Below are 17,263 nucleotides of genomic sequence, written 5' to 3'. Positions count from 1 at the left end.
TCGACATGGCCCAGATTATCCGATTCCCCCACTTGCCACTGCCCGGACAGGGTCTTGCCGGAGTGCGCCCATGAGCCTGCCGCACTCCCGCCTGCAACAGTTCAGCACCGCCCAGGCGATCCAGCTGCTCGAAGCGAACGGTCCGCTCGACGATGCCCAGGCGCTGCGCCAGGCGCATCGCCAGAGTACGGATCGCGGCACGCGCGTGCTCTGGCGCGCCTGGCTGCTGGGCGAGCGTCTGGGCCTGCCCGAGGCCTGGCAGCACTGGCGCAGCAGCGCCGGCTGGGTGATGCTGGGGCTGGCCGTGCTGATGCTGCTGTCGTCCTGGGGCGCAGCGCAAACCGTGCTGGGGCAGGGCCGCAGCATCAACGCGGTGGCGGCCTTTGTCAGCCTGCTCGGGCCGCATCTGCTGATGCTGCTGCTCTGGCTGCTGGGACTGGTGCTGTTGCGCAAGCCGCAGGGCGGCGCCCTGCTGGGCACGCTGGCGATGCGCCTGACCGCACGCCTGCCGCTGCAGCGCGGGCCACAGGCAGCGGCGCTGTTCCAGGGCCTGACGCGCACGCTGCAGCAGCAGCGCATCGGTAGCTGGTTCTACGGCGCCATCAGCCACGGCATCTGGGCGCTGTGCTTTGTGCTGATGCTGCTGGCGCTCTGGTTCGGCTTTTCCTTCCACGCCTACCGCCTGAGCTGGGAAACCACCATCCTCAGCGACGATTTCTTCCGTGGCTTTGTCCATCTCACTGGCTGGCTGCCGGCGCAGCTGGGCTTCCCCTTGCCCGATGCCGCCTCGGTGCACGCGGCCGGCCTGGGCGAGGGTGGTGACCAGCGTGCCTGGGCCTGGTGGCTGATGGGTTGCGTGGTTGTCTATGGCCTGATCCCGCGCCTGTTGCTGGCCGTGTTCTGCCTGCTGGCCTGGCGCTGGGGGCAATCGCGGCTGCAGGTGGATCTGAGCGATCCCTATGTGCGCCGCCTGCTGGCACGTTTCGAGGCGCTGGACCCGCCGCCGGAAGTGATCGATCCGGAGCGTGCCGCACCCCTGCAGCCGTCCCGCTACACGCATGATCCGGCGGCCGCGCCCGGCGAGCCGGCCCTGATCGGTTTTGAATTGCCGCCGGATTGGCCCTGGCCACCCGCCAGCCTGCAGCCCGATGACCGCTGCTGGCAGCAGAACCTGAGCGGCAGCAGCGAAGAGCGAGCAGCTCTGCTGCAAAAGGTACAGGAGCTGCATCCAACGCGCCTGCTGGTTGCCGTCTGGGCCGGCAGCAGTCCGGATCGTGGCACGGCGCGCCTGCTGCGTGACCTGCAGGCTGCCAGCGGTGCCACGCTGGCATTGTGGCTGCAGGGCCCACAGGCCACCGATGCGCAGGCGCAGCAGCGCTGGCAGCAGTGGTTGCAGGCCAGTGAGCTGCAGGCGCCGGTCTGGTCGCAGGACGCGCAGGCGCTGGCCTGGCTGCGCCAACCGGTCGCTGCCAACTCCGGAGAGAACGCATGAAACAGCCCCTGCACATCGCTGTCGTCGGCCACACCAATGCCGGCAAGACCTCGCTGCTGCGCACGCTGACGCGGCAGGTGGCGTTTGGCGAGGTGTCCGACCGGCCTGGTACCACGCGCCATGCCGAAAGCATCGAGCTGCGCGTGGACGGTGCCGCCGCCGTGCGCTTCTACGACACGCCGGGGCTGGAAGATTCCGTGGCGCTGCTCGATTACCTCAACACCCAGCCCGGCATCAGCCGCCCCGACAAGGTACGCGCCTTTCTGCAGGGCCCGGAGGCGCGCGGCACCTTCGAGCAGGAGGCCAAGGTATTACGCACCTTGCTGGAGCAGGCCGATGCCGCCATGTACGTGATCGACACGCGCGAAGCGGTGCTGCCCAAGCACCGCGCCGAGTGCGAGATCCTGACCTGGTGCGCGCGTCCGGTGATGCCGGTGCTCAACTTCGTCGCCTCGCCTGATAGCCGCGAACAGGCCTGGGACCAGGCCATGCTCGATGCCAATCTGCATGTACAGATCGCTTTCGATGCAGTGGCACCCTTTATTGGTGCCGAACGCCGCCTGTACGGCGACCTGGCCACGCTGCTGAGTCCGCATCGCGAGGAATTGCTCGAAGTCGTGTCCTGGCTGGAGCAGGAGCAGGAAGCGCGCCGTCGGGCCAGCTGCCGCGCCGTGGCCGATACCCTGATCGATCTGGCCGCCATGCGCCGTGTCATCAGCGCCGAGGAGCACGCCGACAGCGAACGCCAGCAGACCCATGTGCGCGATTTCCGCGAGGCGGTGCTGACGCGCGCGCGCCGCAGCGTCGATGAGTTGCTCGCGATCCAGGCCTTCCGCCCGGACGATGCCGAACTTGCCAGTCTGCCCGGCCTGCAGGGCCGCTGGGAAGATGATTTGTTCAACCCCGAGGTGCTGAAGGAAGCCGGCAAGAAGCTGGGCATGGGCGCAGCCGTCGGTGCCGGCATTGGCGCCGTAGCCGATGTGGCGCTGGCTGGCCTGTCCTTTGGCACCGGTACCACGCTCGGTGCCACCATCGGCGGCCTGGCCAGCCAGGGCTGGCGGCCGCTGTGGCGCAAGATCGACAACCGCATGCAGGGCGTGCAGGAGCTGACGCTGGAAGACCCGGTGCTGCTGGTGCTGACGGATCAGCTGCTGCGCCTGCTGCTGGCGCTGGAGCAGCGCGGCCATGCCGCCATGGACAAGCTGCGCCTGGCCGATGAGGCCAGTGGCGAAGGCAAGCTGGCACACCGCCTGTCGGGCGTGATCGAGGCGCTGGCACCAGCGCGTGGCCATCCCGAATGGGAACAGGTCAAGGCAGGCTGGTCCATGTCCGATCTCAGGCAGCAGGCGCAGGAAAGTCTGACCGATGCGCTGAATCCGTTCAGCGCCGTGCGCGCCGAGTTGGGTCGGCTGGGCGACTGGATGCCGTTCGGCTCCGGCGGCGATCGCGATGCCTGCCTGGCCGAGGTCAGCCAGGCCTTGCGTCAGGTGCTGCCAAGCCCAGGCCGCTGAAGCGGACTAGGACCTGGTTCATAATGCCGCATCGGCCTGCGTGCCCTGACTTTTTCTGATGGCCTGCCATGTCACTGTCCCTTTGTGTCGCCCAGCTCAATCCCACGGTCGGAGATTTTTCCGGCAACGTCCGCCGCATCGTCGAGGCGGCGCGCCAGGCCCATGCGCAAGGCGCGCAACTGGTGCTGACTGGCGAAATGTCGGTCTGTGGCTATTCTCCCGCTGATCTGTGGCTGCGCCCGGCCTTTGTCCAGGCCTGCGAGGAGGCGGTCGATGCCATCGCCGCCGAGCTGGCTGATCTGCCCGATCTCACCGTGGTGGTCGGCCACGTCAGTGGCCAGGCCGATATCCGCACGCGCTCGGTCAGCGTGCAGCAGCGCAGCAATGTGGTTACGGCGCTGCGTGCTGGCCAGCGCATTGCCAGCTATGCAAAGCAGCAACTGCCCAATTACCAGCTGTTTGATGAACAGCGCTACTTTGCGCCGGGCAGCGACAGCTGCGTCATCGAGGTGCAGGGCGTGCGCGTCGGCCTGGTCATCTGCGAAGACAGCTGGTTCGATGCTCCCGCGCAACAGGCTGTCGCCGCTGGTGCCGAGCTGATCGCTGTGCTCAACGCCTCGCCGTACCACATGGGCAAGTCGCGCGATCGCGAAAAGCGCATCGCCAGCCTGGCCGCACTGGTGCAGCGCCCGGTCGTCTACGCCCACATGGTGGGTGGCCAGGACGAAGCCGTATTCGATGGCGGCTCCTTTGCCGTGCAGGCCGATGGCAGTCTGGCCGGCCGTGCCGCCAGTTTTGCCGAAGACAACTGGCTGGTACAGCTGCAGCAGCAGGGCGATCGCCTGAACCTGGCTGCCAGCACCGCCGCCACCTTCGAGCGCGACGGCCAGATCGGCCTGCCGCCGTACCAGTACGGCTACAGCAGCGCCGAGGTCTGGCAGGCGCTGGTCATGGGCACGCGCGACTACGTACGCAAGAGCGGCTTCAGCGATGTGCTGATTGGCCTGTCTGGCGGCATGGATTCGGCGCTGGTGCTGGCGATCGCCGTGGATGCGCTGGGCGCGGACCATGTGCGCACCGTCATGATGCCCTCGCCCTATACCGCCGATATTTCCCTGATCGATGCGCGCGACATGGCCGAGCGCGTCGGCGTGCGCTACGACGAGCTGCTGATCCAGGACACTTTCGAGCAGTTCCGCAGTACGCTGGCGCCGCTGTTCGAGGGCCGTGCGGAAGACACCACCGAAGAGAACATCCAGGCGCGCGTGCGCGGCACGCTGCTGATGGCGCTGTCCAACAAGTTCGGCAGCCTGGTGCTGACCACCGGCAACAAGAGCGAGCTTTCCACTGGCTACTGCACGCTCTACGGCGACATGGCTGGCGGCTTTGCCCCGATCAAGGACGTGCTCAAGACCCAGGTATTTGCACTGGCGCGCTGGCGCAATGCCCACGATCCCTTCGGCACCGGCAGCAACCCGATTCCGGAGCGCATCATCACGCGTCCGCCCAGCGCCGAACTGCGCCCGGACCAGACCGACCAGGACAGCCTGCCGCCCTACGAGGTGCTGGACGCCATCGTCATGCGCTACATGGAAAACGATGTCCCGGTCGCCGAATTGCTGGCGCAGGGCCTGCCAGCCGAAGCAGTCGACAAGGTCACGCGCCTGATCCGCATCAGCGAGTACAAGCGCCAGCAGGCCGCCATCGGCGTGCGCATTTCGCATCGCAGCTACGGCAAGGACTGGCGCTACCCGCTGGTCAACCGTTTCCGCGAAGCAGTTTGAGTCGCAACAAGCCCACAACGCATTTCTGGACACAGGTTTTTGTTGCACAATTGGAACAGCAACCACTTACCCTACAGCAGGAGCACTTTTCATGAAACAGATCACCGCCATCATCAAGCCCTTCAAGCTGGATGAAGTCCGTGAGGCGCTGGCCGAATGCGGTGTCAACGGCCTGACCGTCACCGAGGTCAAGGGCTTTGGCCGCCAGAAGGGCCATACCGAGCTTTACCGTGGTGCCGAATACGTGGTCGACTTCCTGCCCAAGGTCAAGGTCGAGGTAGTGGTGCGTAGCGAAGACGTTGATGCCTGCGTCGATGCCATCGTGCAATCTGCCCGTACCGGCAAGATCGGCGACGGCAAGATCTTCGTCAGCCCGGTCGAGCGCATCGTGCGTATCCGCACCGGCGAAGAAGACGATATCGCGGTCTGATTTTGTCCCCGTTTTTCGCCCTGTTTGAGGGCTGACCCGTTCAGCCCTGCACCAGGTATTCCAGCGTCGGCGCCACCTCGGTGCCCACGTGGATCATCTCCATCTGGTAAGGCTTCATGAAGCCGGCGTTCACCGAGCCTTGCAGAAAGGTCATCAGGTGGTCGTAATAGCCCGCCGTGTTCAGCACGGCCACCGGCTTGTCGTGGTAGCCCAGCTGCTTCCAGGTCCAGGCTTCAAACAGTTCCTCGAAAGTGCCGATACCGCCAGCCAGTGCCAGAAACGCCGTGCAGCGTTCGGCCATCATGTGCTTGCGCTGGTGCATCGTCTCCACGATATGCAGCTCGGTGCAGGCATGATGCGCCCACTCGCGCTCCACTAGCGCCTTGGGAATCACGCCCACCACGCGGCCGCCGGCCTGCAGTGCCGCATCAGCCACCACACCCATCAGGCCATTGTGGCCACCACCATAGACCAGCTGGCCGCCATGGCGCGCGATCCAGCTGCCGACTTCGCGTGCGGCGTCGGCAAAGCGTTCATCCACGCCCGGCTGCGAGGCGCAGTAGACGCAGATGGAAAAACGCGGATCCGGATCGGAAAACAGGCCTTGCACGCTGGAAGCGGGGCTGGGGCGGTCGGTCATGGCAGGCTCCGGTTCAGAACTGGTTGGCAAAGTGCACCCAGAGCATGGTGAACCAGGTCACTGCGCAGAGCAGGGTGCTCAGGAATACGGCGGCGCTGCCAAAGTCCTTGGCCATCTTGGCCAGCGGGTGCAGCTCCAGGCTGGTGTGGTCAATCGCGCACTCGATGCCGCTGTTGAGTAGCTCCACGATCATCATCAGCACCAGCACCGTGGACAGCACCACGGTTTCCAGCCAGGTGCGGCCCAGCAGGATCGCCAGCGGAATGCCGATCACGGTCAGGGTGAGCTCCTGGCGGAAGGCCGGTGACTCGCGCACGGCGGCACGCAGGCCGGCCCAGGAATACTGCGTGGCGTGCCAGAGCCGGCTCAGGCCGCGACGCGTCTTTTGCGGAATGACGGCCTCCTGGGCCTTGCGAACGTCGTCTTCAATCATAGCTGCCACCATTTGCGCTCGCGTTCGGCGCGTGCCGGCGGCTTGCGGTAGACCAGCCGGGTACCGGCCAGCAGATCATGTAGAAATTGCTTGCCTGGCATCAGCAGGCTGAGCAGGGCCCATACAACCACCCAGCACACCAGCAGCAACACGGCCAGGCCGGCGTGTTCAGTCCAGTGGCTGCTGAACGACAGCAGCACCAGCGGTGGCAGGAACCAGATCCAGCCCAGCACATAGCGCAGGCAGGCACGCCCCAGTGTCACAGGCTGTCCGGACTTGTCCGTCATGCGGATATGCCAGGTCTTCATCGCCAGCGTATGGCCCTTGGTCCAGAAGAACACGAAATACAGGCCCAGCAGCAGGAATATGAACAGCTGCTGCCAGTGGCGGTTTTCCAGCGCATGGCGCTGACCAACGGCCACGGAAAACAGGAAGCCGCCCAGGAAGATCACGCCAAACAGCAGGATGCCCTCGTAGAACCAGCAGGCCATGCGACGTCCCAGGCCGGGCGTGATCATGGAGGTGTCGGGGGCAGGGGGGCGGGACGGTGTGGTGCTCATGCGGTATCTGGAAGGCGGGCGCGCATCGGCACAGGCCGATGACCAACCCGGAAGTATATCGGCAGCGTGCGGCTCTGCTGCGACAGACACAAACACCGGTAAACCATGCAAAGTGCAGCGAAAAGCTGACGAAACGCACGGACACTTGTAAAATCCCATGTTTTTGCGGCGCAACAATGCGATAATCTCGCAGTACACAACATATACGGCAAACGGGTCACTGCCCGGCGCGTTACAAAAGCGCCCATGGTTTTGGCCTCAAGTCTCGAAGCCATCTCACAAGGGTGGGCCGAGAGGCACCCAAGGTTTTTCTGCAAGAAATTCGCAAAGGTTCATCAATGGAAACTAGCAATACTCTCCCTGCTGCCAGCGCAGCCAAGTCTTCCCGTGCCCCCATGCTCATGGGCGCCGAAATCCTCGTCAAGTGTCTGGAAGCCGAAGGTGTCAAGCACCTGTGGGGCTATCCCGGCGGCGCCGTCCTCTATATCTACGATGCCCTGTACAAGCAGGAATCGATCCAGCACGTGCTGGTGCGCCACGAACAGGCGGCCGTGCACGCTGCCGACGGCTTTTCGCGTGCCACCGGTGAAGTCGGCGTGGCCCTGGTGACCTCCGGTCCTGGTGCCACCAACGCCGTCACCGGCATTGCCACCGCCTACATGGACAGCATCCCGATGGTGATCATCACCGGTCAGGTCGGCACTGCTGCCATCGGCTACGACGCCTTCCAGGAGTGTGACACCGTGGGCATCACGCGCCCGGTCGTCAAGCACAACTTCCTGGTCAAGGATCCGAAGGACATCGTCAGCACCATGAAGCGCGCCTTCCACATCGCGCGCAGCGGCCGTCCCGGCCCGGTGGTGGTGGACATTCCCAAGGATGTGTCCTTCCAGAAGGTGGCCTGGCACGGCTACCCGGAAACGGTCACCATGCGCTCCTACAACCCGGTGCGCAAGGGCCACGGCGGCCAGATCCGCAAGGCGCTGCAGCTGCTGCTGAACGCCAAGCGCCCCTACATCTACAGCGGCGGCGGCGCACTGCTGGGCAACGCCTGCAACGAGCTGCGCGCGCTGACCGACAAGCTGGGTGCTCCCTGCACCAGCACGCTGATGGGCCTGGGCGCCTTCCGCGCCGATGACCCGAAGTTCCTGGGCATGCTGGGCATGCACGGTACCGTCGAGGCCAACAACGCCATGCAGAACTGCGACGTGCTGCTGGCCGTGGGTGCCCGTTTCGACGACCGCGTGATCGGCAACCCCAAGCACTTTGCCCAGAATGATCGCAAGATCATCCATATCGATATCGATCCCTCCGTCATCTCCAAGCGCGTCAAGGTCGACGTGCCGATCGTGGGCGACGTGAAGGACGTGCTGACCGAGCTGCTGAATGCGCTGGAAGAGTCCGAGACCAAGCCGGACCACAAGGCGCTCGAGCCCTGGTGGGAAACCGTCAACAAGTGGCGCAAGACCGATTGCCTGGCCTATGACCGCGACAACAAGGACGTGATCAAGCCGCAGAAAGTGGTCGAGACCCTGTGGAACCTGACCAAGGACGATGATGTCTACGTCACGTCCGACGTCGGCCAGCACCAGATGTGGGCGGCCCAGTTCTACAAGTTCAACGAGCCGCGTCGCTGGATCAACTCCGGTGGCCTGGGCACCATGGGCGTGGGCGTTCCCTACGCCATGGGCATCAAGCTGGCCAAGCCGCAGGCCGACGTGTATTGCATCACCGGCGAAGGCTCGGTGCAGATGAACATCCAGGAACTGTCCACCATCCTGCAGTACGACACGCCGATCAAGATCTGTTCGCTGAACAACCGCTACCTGGGCATGGTGCGCCAGTGGCAGGAAATCGAATATTCCGGCCGCTACAGCCACAGCTACATGGATGCGCTGCCCAACTTCGTCAAGCTGGCCGAGGCCTATGGCCACGTGGGCCTGCTGATCGAGGACCCGCGCGACGTCGAGGGTGCACTGATCGAGGCGCGCAAGCTGAAGAACCGCACCGTGTTCCTGGACTTCCGTACCGATCCCACCGAGAACGTGTTCCCGATGGTGCAGGCCGGCAAGGGCATCACCGAAATGCTGCTGGGCTCCGACGAGCTCTGATCATCCACCCCCAAGATTGAATCTATTGTCCGCCAAGCCCGCGCATTACCGTGCGCGGGGGAGGGCGGCGAAAGCAGTGGCTTTCGCGCTGACGAAAAGAGGAAAGACATCATGAAACACATCATCGCCATCCTGCTGGAAAACGAAGCCGGTGCCCTGTCGCGAGTGGTCGGCCTGTTCTCGGCCCGCGGCTACAACATCGAGAGCCTGACCGTGGCTCCGACTGAAGACGAAAGCCTGTCGCGCATGACCATCGAGACCTCCGGTTCCGATGACGTGATCGAGCAGATCACCAAGCACCTGAACCGCCTGATCGAAGTCGTGAAGGTGGTGGACCTGACCGAAGGTGCCTACATCGAGCGCGAGCTGATGATGGTCAAGGTGCGTGCCGTGGGCAAGGAACGCGAGGAACTCAAGCGCCTGTCCGACATCTTCCGCGGCCACATCATCGACGTGACCGACAAGAGCTATACCATCGAGCTGACCGGCGACCAGGCCAAGAATGATGCCTTCCTGAACGCCATCGACCGTGGCGCGATCCTGGAAACCGTGCGTACCGGCGCCAGCGGCGTTGGCCGTGGCGAACGTATCCTGCGCGTGTAAACTGCAGCCCGATTCCGTTTTTTATTCCCCCTATACCTACTGGAGATACTCATGAAAGTTTTCTACGACAAGGACTGTGACCTGTCCCTGATCAAGGGCAAGACCGTTGCCATCATCGGCTACGGCAGCCAGGGCCATGCCCACGCGCAAAACCTGAACGACAGCGGCGTCAAGGTCGTGGTCGGCCTGCGCAAGGGTGGCGCTTCCTGGAGCAAGGTCGAACAGGCCGGCCTGAACGTGATGGAAGTGGACGAGGCTGTCAAGGCTGCCGACCTGGTCATGATCCTGCTGCCCGACGAGAACATCCCCGAGGTGTACAACAACAACGTCGCTCCCAATATCAAGCAGGGCGCCACGCTGGCATTTGCCCACGGCTTCAACGTGCACTACAACCAGGTCGTGCCGCGTGCTGACCTGGACGTGATCATGGTTGCTCCCAAGGGCCCGGGCCACACCGTGCGTTCCGAGTACCTGAAGGGCGGCGGCGTGCCGTCCCTGATCGCCATCTACCAGGACAAGTCCGGCAAGGCACGTGACCTGGCGCTGTCCTATGCCATGGCCAACGGCGGCGGCAAGGGCGGCATCATCGAGACCAACTTCAAGGAAGAGACCGAGACCGACCTGTTCGGCGAGCAGGCCGTGCTGTGCGGTGGCGCCGTCGAGCTGGTGAAGATGGGCTTTGAGACCCTGACCGAAGCTGGCTACGCTCCGGAAATGGCCTACTTCGAGTGCCTGCACGAGCTGAAGCTGATCGTGGACCTGATGTACGAAGGCGGCATCGCCAACATGAACTACTCCATCTCCAACAACGCGGAGTATGGCGAGTACGTGACCGGCCCCGAAGTCATCAACGAAGAGTCCCGCAAGGCCATGCGCGCTGCACTGAAGCGCATCCAGGACGGCGAATATGCCAAGATGTTCATCAGCGAAGGTCGCCTGAACTATCCCAGCATGACGGCCCGTCGCCGCCAGAACGCCGAGCACCAGATCGAGGTGGTCGGTAACCAGCTGCGCGCCATGATGCCCTGGATTGCCAAGAACAAGCTGGTCGACCAGAGCAAGAACTGATTGCCAGCCGGCAGGACACGGCCTGGCCGTGTCACAATCGCTGCTGAGCCTGCCGCGCAAGTGGCAGGTCTGGCGGCCCAGCAAAAGCCACCACGGTGGCTTTTGCCGTTTCTGGCGCTCCCCGCAGCGCATGACCCCTGTATACGACATGAACAAGCACTATCCCCATCCCATCCTGGCCCGCGAAGGCTGGCCCTTCATCGCCGGCAGCATCATCGTGGCACTGCTGCTGCATGTGTTCTTCAGTGGCTGGGTGGCCCTGCCGTTCTGGATCATCGCACTGTTCGTGGTCCAGTTCTTCCGTGACCCGGCACGTCCGATTCCGCAGCAGGCGAATGCCGTGCTGTCGCCTGCCGATGGCCGCATCGTCAAGGTCGAGAAGGTGCGTGATCCTTACGCCGACCGTGATGCGCTGCTGATCAGCGTGTTCATGAACGTGTTCAACGTGCACAGCAACCGCGCCGCAGTTGATGGCACGGTGACCAAGGTGCAGTATTTCCCTGGTTCCTTCGTCAACGCGGACCTGGACAAGGCCTCCACCGAAAACGAGCGCAATGCCGTGGTGATCGACAGCAACGGCACCACCGTGACGCTGGTGCAGGTGGCGGGTCTGGTGGCGCGTCGCATCCTGTGCTACGTCAAGCCCGGCGAGGTGCTGACGCGCGGCCAGCGCTACGGCTTTATCCGCTTTGGTTCACGCGTGGACGTCTACCTGCCGCTGACGGCACAGCCGCAGGTCGCGCCTGGCGACAAGGTGTCTGCCACCACCACGATTCTGGCAGTGCTGTAAGATGCCATGACCGCCCCGTGCCAGCCGGGCAGGGGGCTTTTCCCGCAGGAATCGCATGCAATCCGACGATCACGATATCGATACCCCACCCACCAGCGCGCCGGCGCGCAAGACGCCGCGCAAGGGCATTTACGTGCTGCCCAACCTGTTCACGCTGGCAGCACTGTTTGGCGGCTTCTATGCCATCGTCATGGCGATCAACGGCCGTTTTGACCTGGCCACCATTGGCGTGTTCGCCGCCATGGTGCTGGACAGCCTGGACGGCCGCGTGGCACGCCTGACCAATACCCAGAGCGCCTTTGGCGAGCAGATGGATTCGCTGTCCGACATGGTCAGCTTTGGTGCGGCGCCGGCGCTGATTGCCTACCTGTGGGCACTGCAGCCGCTCGGCCGCTGGGGATGGATTGCTGCCTTCATCTACTGTTCCTGTGCCGCGCTGCGCCTGGCGCGTTTCAATGTCAACACCGGCGTGGTCGACAAGCGCTTCTTCCAGGGCCTGCCGTCGCCGGCCGCGGCCGCACTGGTCACCGGCTTCATCTGGCTGACCAACGAGATGATCACGGCGCACCGCGATGTGCCCTGGTTCAAGGCTTTCCTGGAGCTGTTCATTCGCCGCGGTGAGGATCTGGTGCGCGGCGACCTGTCCTGGGTCATGTTTGCCATCACGCTGTTTGCCGGCCTGACCATGGTCACCAACGTGCCGTACTACAGCTTCAAGGACTTTGGCGGCCGCCGCAGCGTCCCCTTTGTCTGGGTCGTGCTGCTGGTACTGCTGATTGCCCTGATCAATATCGAACCGCCGACCATGCTGTTCCTGCTGTTCGTGGCCTATTCGATCAGCGGTTATGGGCTGTATGTCTGGCGCAAGTCGCGCGGCCAGTACGTGAGCATCGTCGCCACCTCGACCGACGAGCCCGATGAAAAAGGCCTGCACCAATAAACGGGCTTTCATATTCTGTGCTACAGTAAAACCCATGAAAAGCTTTGCGATCTCCCTACTACTGGCCAACGTCCAACGGGCGGGGTAAGTAGCGCGCGCAAAAACCTTTCAGCACAGGCCCGTTTGCACCCGCAGCGGGCCTTTTCGTTGGTGTCGTCACGGGTGCTGAACCGACCGTCCCATCCTTACCGCATACCAACCCAAGGAAAACACCATGTCCGACAAGCTCATCATTTTCGATACCACCTTGCGTGACGGCGAACAGTCGCCCGGCGCTTCCATGACCCGTGACGAGAAGATCCGCATTGCGCGCCAGCTGGAGCGCCTGCGCGTGGACGTGATCGAGGCCGGCTTTGCCGCCAGCTCCAACGGTGATTTCGAGTGCATCCAGGCCATCGCCAACACCATCAAGGATTCCACCGTCTGTTCGCTGGCGCGCGCCAATGACCGCGACATCAGCCGTGCGGCCGAAGCGCTCAAGGGCAGTGACCGTGCGCGTATCCACACCTTTATCGCCACCAGCCCGCTGCACATGGAGATGAAGCTGCGCATGACGCCGGAAGAGGTGCTGGAGCAGGCACGCCGCTCGGTGCGCTTTGCCCGCAACCTGGTAGCCGATGTCGAGTTCAGCGCCGAAGACGGCTACCGCAGCGACATGGACTTCCTGGTGCGCGTGTGCGAGGCGGTGATCAACGAGGGTGCTACCACCATCAATATTCCCGATACCGTGGGTTACGCCGTGCCCGAGCTGTATGGCAACTTCATCAAGACGCTGCGCGAGCGCGTGCCGAACAGTGACAAAGCGATCTGGAGCGTGCACTGTCACGATGACCTCGGCATGTCGGTGGCCAACAGCCTGGCCGGCGTGGCCATTGGCGGCGCACGCCAGGTCGAGTGCACCATCAACGGCCTGGGCGAGCGCGCCGGCAACTGCTCGCTCGAGGAAATCGTGATGGCGGTGAAGACGCGCAAGGACTATTTCAACCTGGAAGTCGGCATCGACACCCAGCAGATCGTTGCGGCCAGCCGCCTGGTCAGCCAGATCACCGGCTTTGTCGTGCAGCCGAACAAGGCGGTGGTTGGTGCCAACGCCTTTGCCCACGCCAGCGGCATCCACCAGGACGGCGTGCTCAAGGCGCGCGACACCTACGAAATCATGCGTGCCGAAGATGTGGGATGGAGCGCCAACAAGATCGTGCTGGGCAAGCTCAGTGGCCGCAATGCCTTCAAGCAGCGCCTGGAAGAACTCGGTATCCAGCTCGAGAGCGAGGACGAGATCAACAAGGCCTTTGCCAAGTTCAAGGAACTGGCCGACCGCAAGAGCGAGATTTTCGACGAGGACATCATTGCGCTGGTGGGCGACGAATCCGTGACCGGCGACAAGGAGTACTACGGCCTGGTGTCGCTGTCGCAAAGCAGCGTGATGGGTGCCCAGCCGCAGGCGGAAGTGGTGTTTACCGTGGGCGACCAGCAGGTCACCGGCAATTCCACCGGCAACGGCCCGGTCGATGCCTCGCTCAAGGCCATCGAGTCGCATGTGAACAGCGGTGCCGAAATGGTGCTGTATTCGGTCAATGCCATCAGCGGCAATACCGAAAGCCAGGGCGAAGTGACGGTGCGCCTGCAGCAGGCCGGCCGTATTGTCAACGGTGTGGGTGCCGACCCGGATATCGTGGTGGCATCGGCCAAGGCCTATATCAGTGCGCTGAACAAGCTGCACAGCAAGGTCGAGCGCGTCCACGCACAAGGCGTCTGATGCCCGGCTAGCATTGCCCATACCACGGCCTGTCTGCGGACAGGCCGTTGTTGTTTATGCGGGCGCGTTGCAATTGCCTGCAGTTGTTACACAAGCGGTCCCAACAGGCGTATAAATGGAGCTTGTCAGGTTTCTGAAAGACCATGTTCGCCAAATATTACAAATTAATGCTGTCTTAAGTTCATTTCCCAAGTCGTTGATATTGCGCCGGTTTTTATAGGGTGTAAACTTCTGTCATCGACGATCGGAAATCATTTCAAGGAAGTACACCATGTCCAATCGCCCCCAATTTGCGCAAAAAGGCTTTTTGACATTCCTTTCACAAGGTGCCTTGTGCGTAAGCGTGGCCTGTGCCACGCTGGCGCTGCCGGCACATGCCGCCAAGCCGGACGCCAAGGCCAAGCCGGCTGCGGCCAGTGCCAAGAAAACCAGCGTAGCCGCCAAGAGCAATGACAACAAGGCGGCTGACAAGGCCGCGCCCAAGGCAGAACGCGTTGCCAGGGGTAAGGCTGACAAGGATGAAGTCAAGACCACCACCCGCGTAGCCAAGGCGGGCAAGGACGACAAGGCCGCTACCACCAAGGTAGCCGCACGTGCCGCCAAGGATGACAAGGCAGAAGCCCCGGTCAAGGGCAAGGCCGCTACGGCCGAGCGTGCCTCCACCCGCAAGGGCGTGCGTCAGGCAGACGACAAGCCGGTGCTGCAGGTGCGTTATGCCGCAGGTGGCGTGAGCAAGGGCACGGCCGTGAAAGAGCCGGAAGTCCGCGCCGGCAAAGGTGCCAAGGCGGCTGCAACAGCAGAGCGCCCGGCACGTCGCCTGGGCAAGGCCGAGCGCCTGAAGGCTGAGCGCGAAGCGCGCCTGGAAGCCGAAGAACTGGCGCGCAAGCAGGCCATCGAGGCCGAACGCGAAAAGCGCGTGGCCGAAGCTGCGCGCCTGGAGCGCCAGCGCGAACTGGACCGTCAGCGCGAGGCAGAGCGCCAGAAGCGCCTGGCAGCGGCTGCCAAGGCGAAGCGAGACAACGAGCTGGAACAGGACCGCATTGCCACGTTGCTGGCCGAGCGCAACTCCAGGGTGCGTGAGGTAGGTGCGCCGGCTCCTTCCGTAGTGGCTGCGCCCGCAGCCGCTAGTGTGATCGCTCCGGCTGCCGTGCTGGCCGCCGCCAGCGCAGCACCAGCCCTGTCGCTGGTGCCGAGCCAGCCGGTCGCGGCCCGCCCGGTGGCAGCTCCGGCGGTGACTTACACCAGTACCCGCGTAGCCGCTCCGGCCGTGGTAGCAGCAGCGCCGGCACCGGCACCGATCGTGGTGGCGCCGGCTCCTGCACCGGTACGTACGCTGGTAGCCGCAGCCCCGGCACGCGTGCAACCCGAACAGAACCATTTCGTGCGCGTTTCCGTGCCGCAGCGTGATACCCTGGGCCGTATTGGTGGCCTGGGCAATGACAGCATGATGTCGCCGGCTGGCCTGCATTCCAGCGTGGCTTTCGTGATGGACCAGCAGACCGGCGAGGTGCTGCTGAACAAGAATGGCCGCATGGTGAGTTCGATTGCCTCCATCACCAAGCTGATGACGGCCGTGGTCATCATGGACGCCAACCTGTCCATGGACGAGCGCATCACCATCACCTATGACGACGTGGACCGCCTGAAAGGCAGCAGCTCGCGTCTGGCCGTAGGTACCACGCTGACACGCCAGGAGCTGTTGCACCTGACACTGATGTCTTCCGAGAACCGTGCGGCGCATGCACTGGGTCGTACCTATCCGGGTGGCATGAGCGAATTCGTGCGTACCATGAACATGCGCGCCATGATGCTGGGCATGAATGACACGCGTTATGTCGAGCCGACGGGCCTGAACAGCGCCAACCGTTCCAGCGCACGTGACCTGGCGTTGCTGACCAAGGTCGCCTACAGCTATCCGTTGATTCGCAACTACACCACCTATCCGGGTGCCGAGTTTGCCGTCAATGGCCGTTCGACCCGTTTCAACAACACCAACCGCCTGGTGCACAGCGTCAACTGGGACATCGGCCTGCAGAAGACCGGTTTCATTTCCGAGGCAGGCCGTTGCGTGGTGATGCAGAGCAATATCAATGGCCGCAACGTGCTGATCGTGCTGATGGATTCTTCCTCCAGCAACAAGCGCGTGGAAGATGCCGAGGCGATCCGCAACTTCGTGGAAGCCAAGTCGCGTGGTAGCCGTGGTTTTGCTTCCACCATCGCTTCGCGCGGCGCGGTGGACATGGCTTACTGAAGCCGGTAGCCAGCACACACGACAAAGGCGGGTTCGGATGAACCCGCCTTTTTCATGGGCACCCTGGGGGGCGTGCCGTGCTCAGGGACGATAGCCCATGTTGTGCGAAATTTCGTCGGCCGCTGTCTGCAGCTTGTCGACCCAGCCTTCATCGATGCGGTTGGCCGGTGCCGAGATCGACAGGCCGGCGATCAGCGTGCCCTGGTCGTTGTAGATGCCGGCGGCCATGCAGCGCACGCCCAGCTCCAGTTCCTCGTTGTCGCGTGCCAGGCCAATCTGGCGTACCTGCTGCAGCTCGCGCTCCAGCTGCGGCAGCTGGGTGATGCTGTTGCGCGTCTGGCCGCGCAGGCCGGTTCGCGTGGCGTAGGCACGCACGCGCTGGGCATCGTCACGTGACAGGAACAGCTTGCCGGTAGAGGTCAGGTGCAGCGGCGCGTGGGCACCGATGGCACGTACCACCTGCATGCCGGAACGTTCGCTGTAGGCGCGCTCGATATAGACGATTTCATCGCCCTGGCGCACGCTCAGGTTGATCGGCTGCTGGATCTGGCGGTGCAGCTCGCGCATCACGCGCAGGGCGGCATCGCGCACGCTGATGCGTGCCTTGACCAGGTTGCCCAGTTCCAGCAGGTGCATGCCCAGGCGATAGCTGCCGGTATCGGGACGATCGACAAAACCGCCGATCACCAGATCGTTCAGGATGCGGTGCGCGGTGCTGGGATGCAGCCCGGAGCGTTCGCTGATTTCCTTCAGGCTCAGTGGTTCGTCGCGCTCGGCCAGGATGTCGAGCAGCACGAACATGCGCTGCAGCACCTGGATGCTGATGTCGGCGTACTTGTCGGAATCGCCCGGAGAGGAGGTGTTTGCTTGCATGGGGATGGCGTCAACGGAAAA

At 63.5% G+C, this 17,263-nt stretch carries 15 protein-coding genes; 11 read left to right on the top strand and 4 right to left on the bottom strand.

What is annotated here, in order from left to right; genetic code table 11:
* The first annotated feature begins 70 nt into the window (after window positions 1-70).
* The 4 genes from V1261_RS10690 (at window position 71) to V1261_RS10675 (ending at window position 5,217) form a co-directional block, all read left to right on the top strand.
* On the top strand, window positions 71-1,492 hold the full coding sequence (locus V1261_RS10690; protein WP_329771744.1) for a DUF2868 domain-containing protein: 1,422 nt from the start codon (window positions 71-73) through the stop codon (window positions 1,490-1,492).
* Window positions 1,489-3,003: a GTPase/DUF3482 domain-containing protein gene (locus tag V1261_RS10685; protein WP_329771743.1), complete on the top strand. Its 1,515-nt coding sequence runs from the start codon at window positions 1,489-1,491 to the stop codon at window positions 3,001-3,003. The genes V1261_RS10690 and V1261_RS10685 overlap by 4 nt, the downstream gene beginning before the upstream one ends.
* A gap of 68 nt (window positions 3,004-3,071) precedes the next feature.
* The gene (locus V1261_RS10680; RefSeq protein WP_329771742.1) at window positions 3,072-4,787 is read left to right on the top strand and encodes an NAD+ synthase; all 1,716 of its coding nucleotides are present in this window, start codon (window positions 3,072-3,074) and stop codon (window positions 4,785-4,787) included.
* A 91-nt stretch (window positions 4,788-4,878) separates the two neighbouring features.
* Entirely contained in the window at window positions 4,879-5,217 is a 339-nt protein-coding gene (locus tag V1261_RS10675) for a P-II family nitrogen regulator (protein WP_018715466.1), read from the top strand.
* A 40-nt stretch (window positions 5,218-5,257) separates the two neighbouring features.
* Here V1261_RS10675 and V1261_RS10670 read toward each other — a convergent pair whose 3' ends face one another.
* The 3 genes from V1261_RS10670 to V1261_RS10660 are packed head-to-tail and all read right to left on the bottom strand — an operon-like array spanning window position 5,258 to window position 6,850.
* Window positions 5,258-5,857: an LOG family protein gene (locus V1261_RS10670; protein ID WP_329771741.1), complete on the bottom strand. Its 600-nt coding sequence runs from the start codon at window positions 5,855-5,857 to the stop codon at window positions 5,258-5,260.
* A 13-nt stretch (window positions 5,858-5,870) separates the two neighbouring features.
* The gene (locus V1261_RS10665; protein WP_329771739.1) at window positions 5,871-6,290 is read right to left on the bottom strand and encodes a diacylglycerol kinase; all 420 of its coding nucleotides are present in this window, start codon (window positions 6,288-6,290) and stop codon (window positions 5,871-5,873) included.
* Window positions 6,287-6,850, bottom strand: coding sequence for an RDD family protein (locus tag V1261_RS10660; RefSeq protein ID WP_329771738.1), 564 nt, complete (start codon window positions 6,848-6,850; stop codon window positions 6,287-6,289). The genes V1261_RS10665 and V1261_RS10660 overlap by 4 nt, the downstream gene beginning before the upstream one ends.
* A gap of 338 nt (window positions 6,851-7,188) precedes the next feature.
* Between V1261_RS10660 and V1261_RS10655 the strand changes: the two genes are divergently transcribed.
* The 7 genes from V1261_RS10655 (at window position 7,189) to V1261_RS10625 (ending at window position 16,369) form a co-directional block, all read left to right on the top strand.
* Window positions 7,189-8,961, top strand: a complete 1,773-nt coding sequence (locus tag V1261_RS10655; protein ID WP_329771737.1) for an acetolactate synthase 3 catalytic subunit — start codon at window positions 7,189-7,191, stop codon at window positions 8,959-8,961.
* A gap of 111 nt (window positions 8,962-9,072) precedes the next feature.
* Window positions 9,073-9,564, top strand: a complete 492-nt coding sequence (gene ilvN / locus V1261_RS10650) for an acetolactate synthase small subunit (protein WP_018715471.1) — start codon at window positions 9,073-9,075, stop codon at window positions 9,562-9,564.
* 51 nt (window positions 9,565-9,615) lie between these two features.
* Window positions 9,616-10,632: a ketol-acid reductoisomerase gene (ilvC, locus tag V1261_RS10645; RefSeq protein WP_018715472.1), complete on the top strand. Its 1,017-nt coding sequence runs from the start codon at window positions 9,616-9,618 to the stop codon at window positions 10,630-10,632.
* Window positions 10,633-10,780: 148 nt separating this feature from the next.
* The gene (locus V1261_RS10640; protein WP_026320670.1) at window positions 10,781-11,422 is read left to right on the top strand and encodes a phosphatidylserine decarboxylase; all 642 of its coding nucleotides are present in this window, start codon (window positions 10,781-10,783) and stop codon (window positions 11,420-11,422) included.
* Window positions 11,423-11,477: 55 nt separating this feature from the next.
* The gene (gene pssA, locus V1261_RS10635; protein WP_018715474.1) at window positions 11,478-12,362 is read left to right on the top strand and encodes a CDP-diacylglycerol--serine O-phosphatidyltransferase; all 885 of its coding nucleotides are present in this window, start codon (window positions 11,478-11,480) and stop codon (window positions 12,360-12,362) included.
* Between the two features lie 214 nt (window positions 12,363-12,576).
* Window positions 12,577-14,118 (top strand): 2-isopropylmalate synthase, encoded by a 1,542-nt coding sequence (locus V1261_RS10630; protein WP_018715475.1) that lies wholly within the window; start codon window positions 12,577-12,579, stop codon window positions 14,116-14,118.
* Window positions 14,119-15,223: 1,105 nt separating this feature from the next.
* Complete coding sequence (locus tag V1261_RS10625) at window positions 15,224-16,369, top strand: D-alanyl-D-alanine carboxypeptidase family protein (protein WP_329771775.1); 1,146 nt, start codon at window positions 15,224-15,226, stop codon at window positions 16,367-16,369.
* An 81-nt stretch (window positions 16,370-16,450) separates the two neighbouring features.
* On the opposite strand, the gene V1261_RS10620 is transcribed toward V1261_RS10625, so the two are convergent.
* On the bottom strand, window positions 16,451-17,242 hold the full coding sequence (locus V1261_RS10620; RefSeq protein WP_329771736.1) for an IclR family transcriptional regulator: 792 nt from the start codon (window positions 17,240-17,242) through the stop codon (window positions 16,451-16,453).
* Between the last annotated feature and the right edge of the window lie 21 nt (window positions 17,243-17,263).

It is taken from the genome of Brachymonas sp. J145, from assembly GCF_036312245.1.
GTDB classification, from domain to species: Bacteria; Pseudomonadota; Gammaproteobacteria; order Burkholderiales; family Burkholderiaceae_C; genus Brachymonas; species Brachymonas wangyanguii.
Note: the sequence above shows the minus strand (reverse complement) of the source record. Positions and strands in the feature narration are given on the sequence as shown.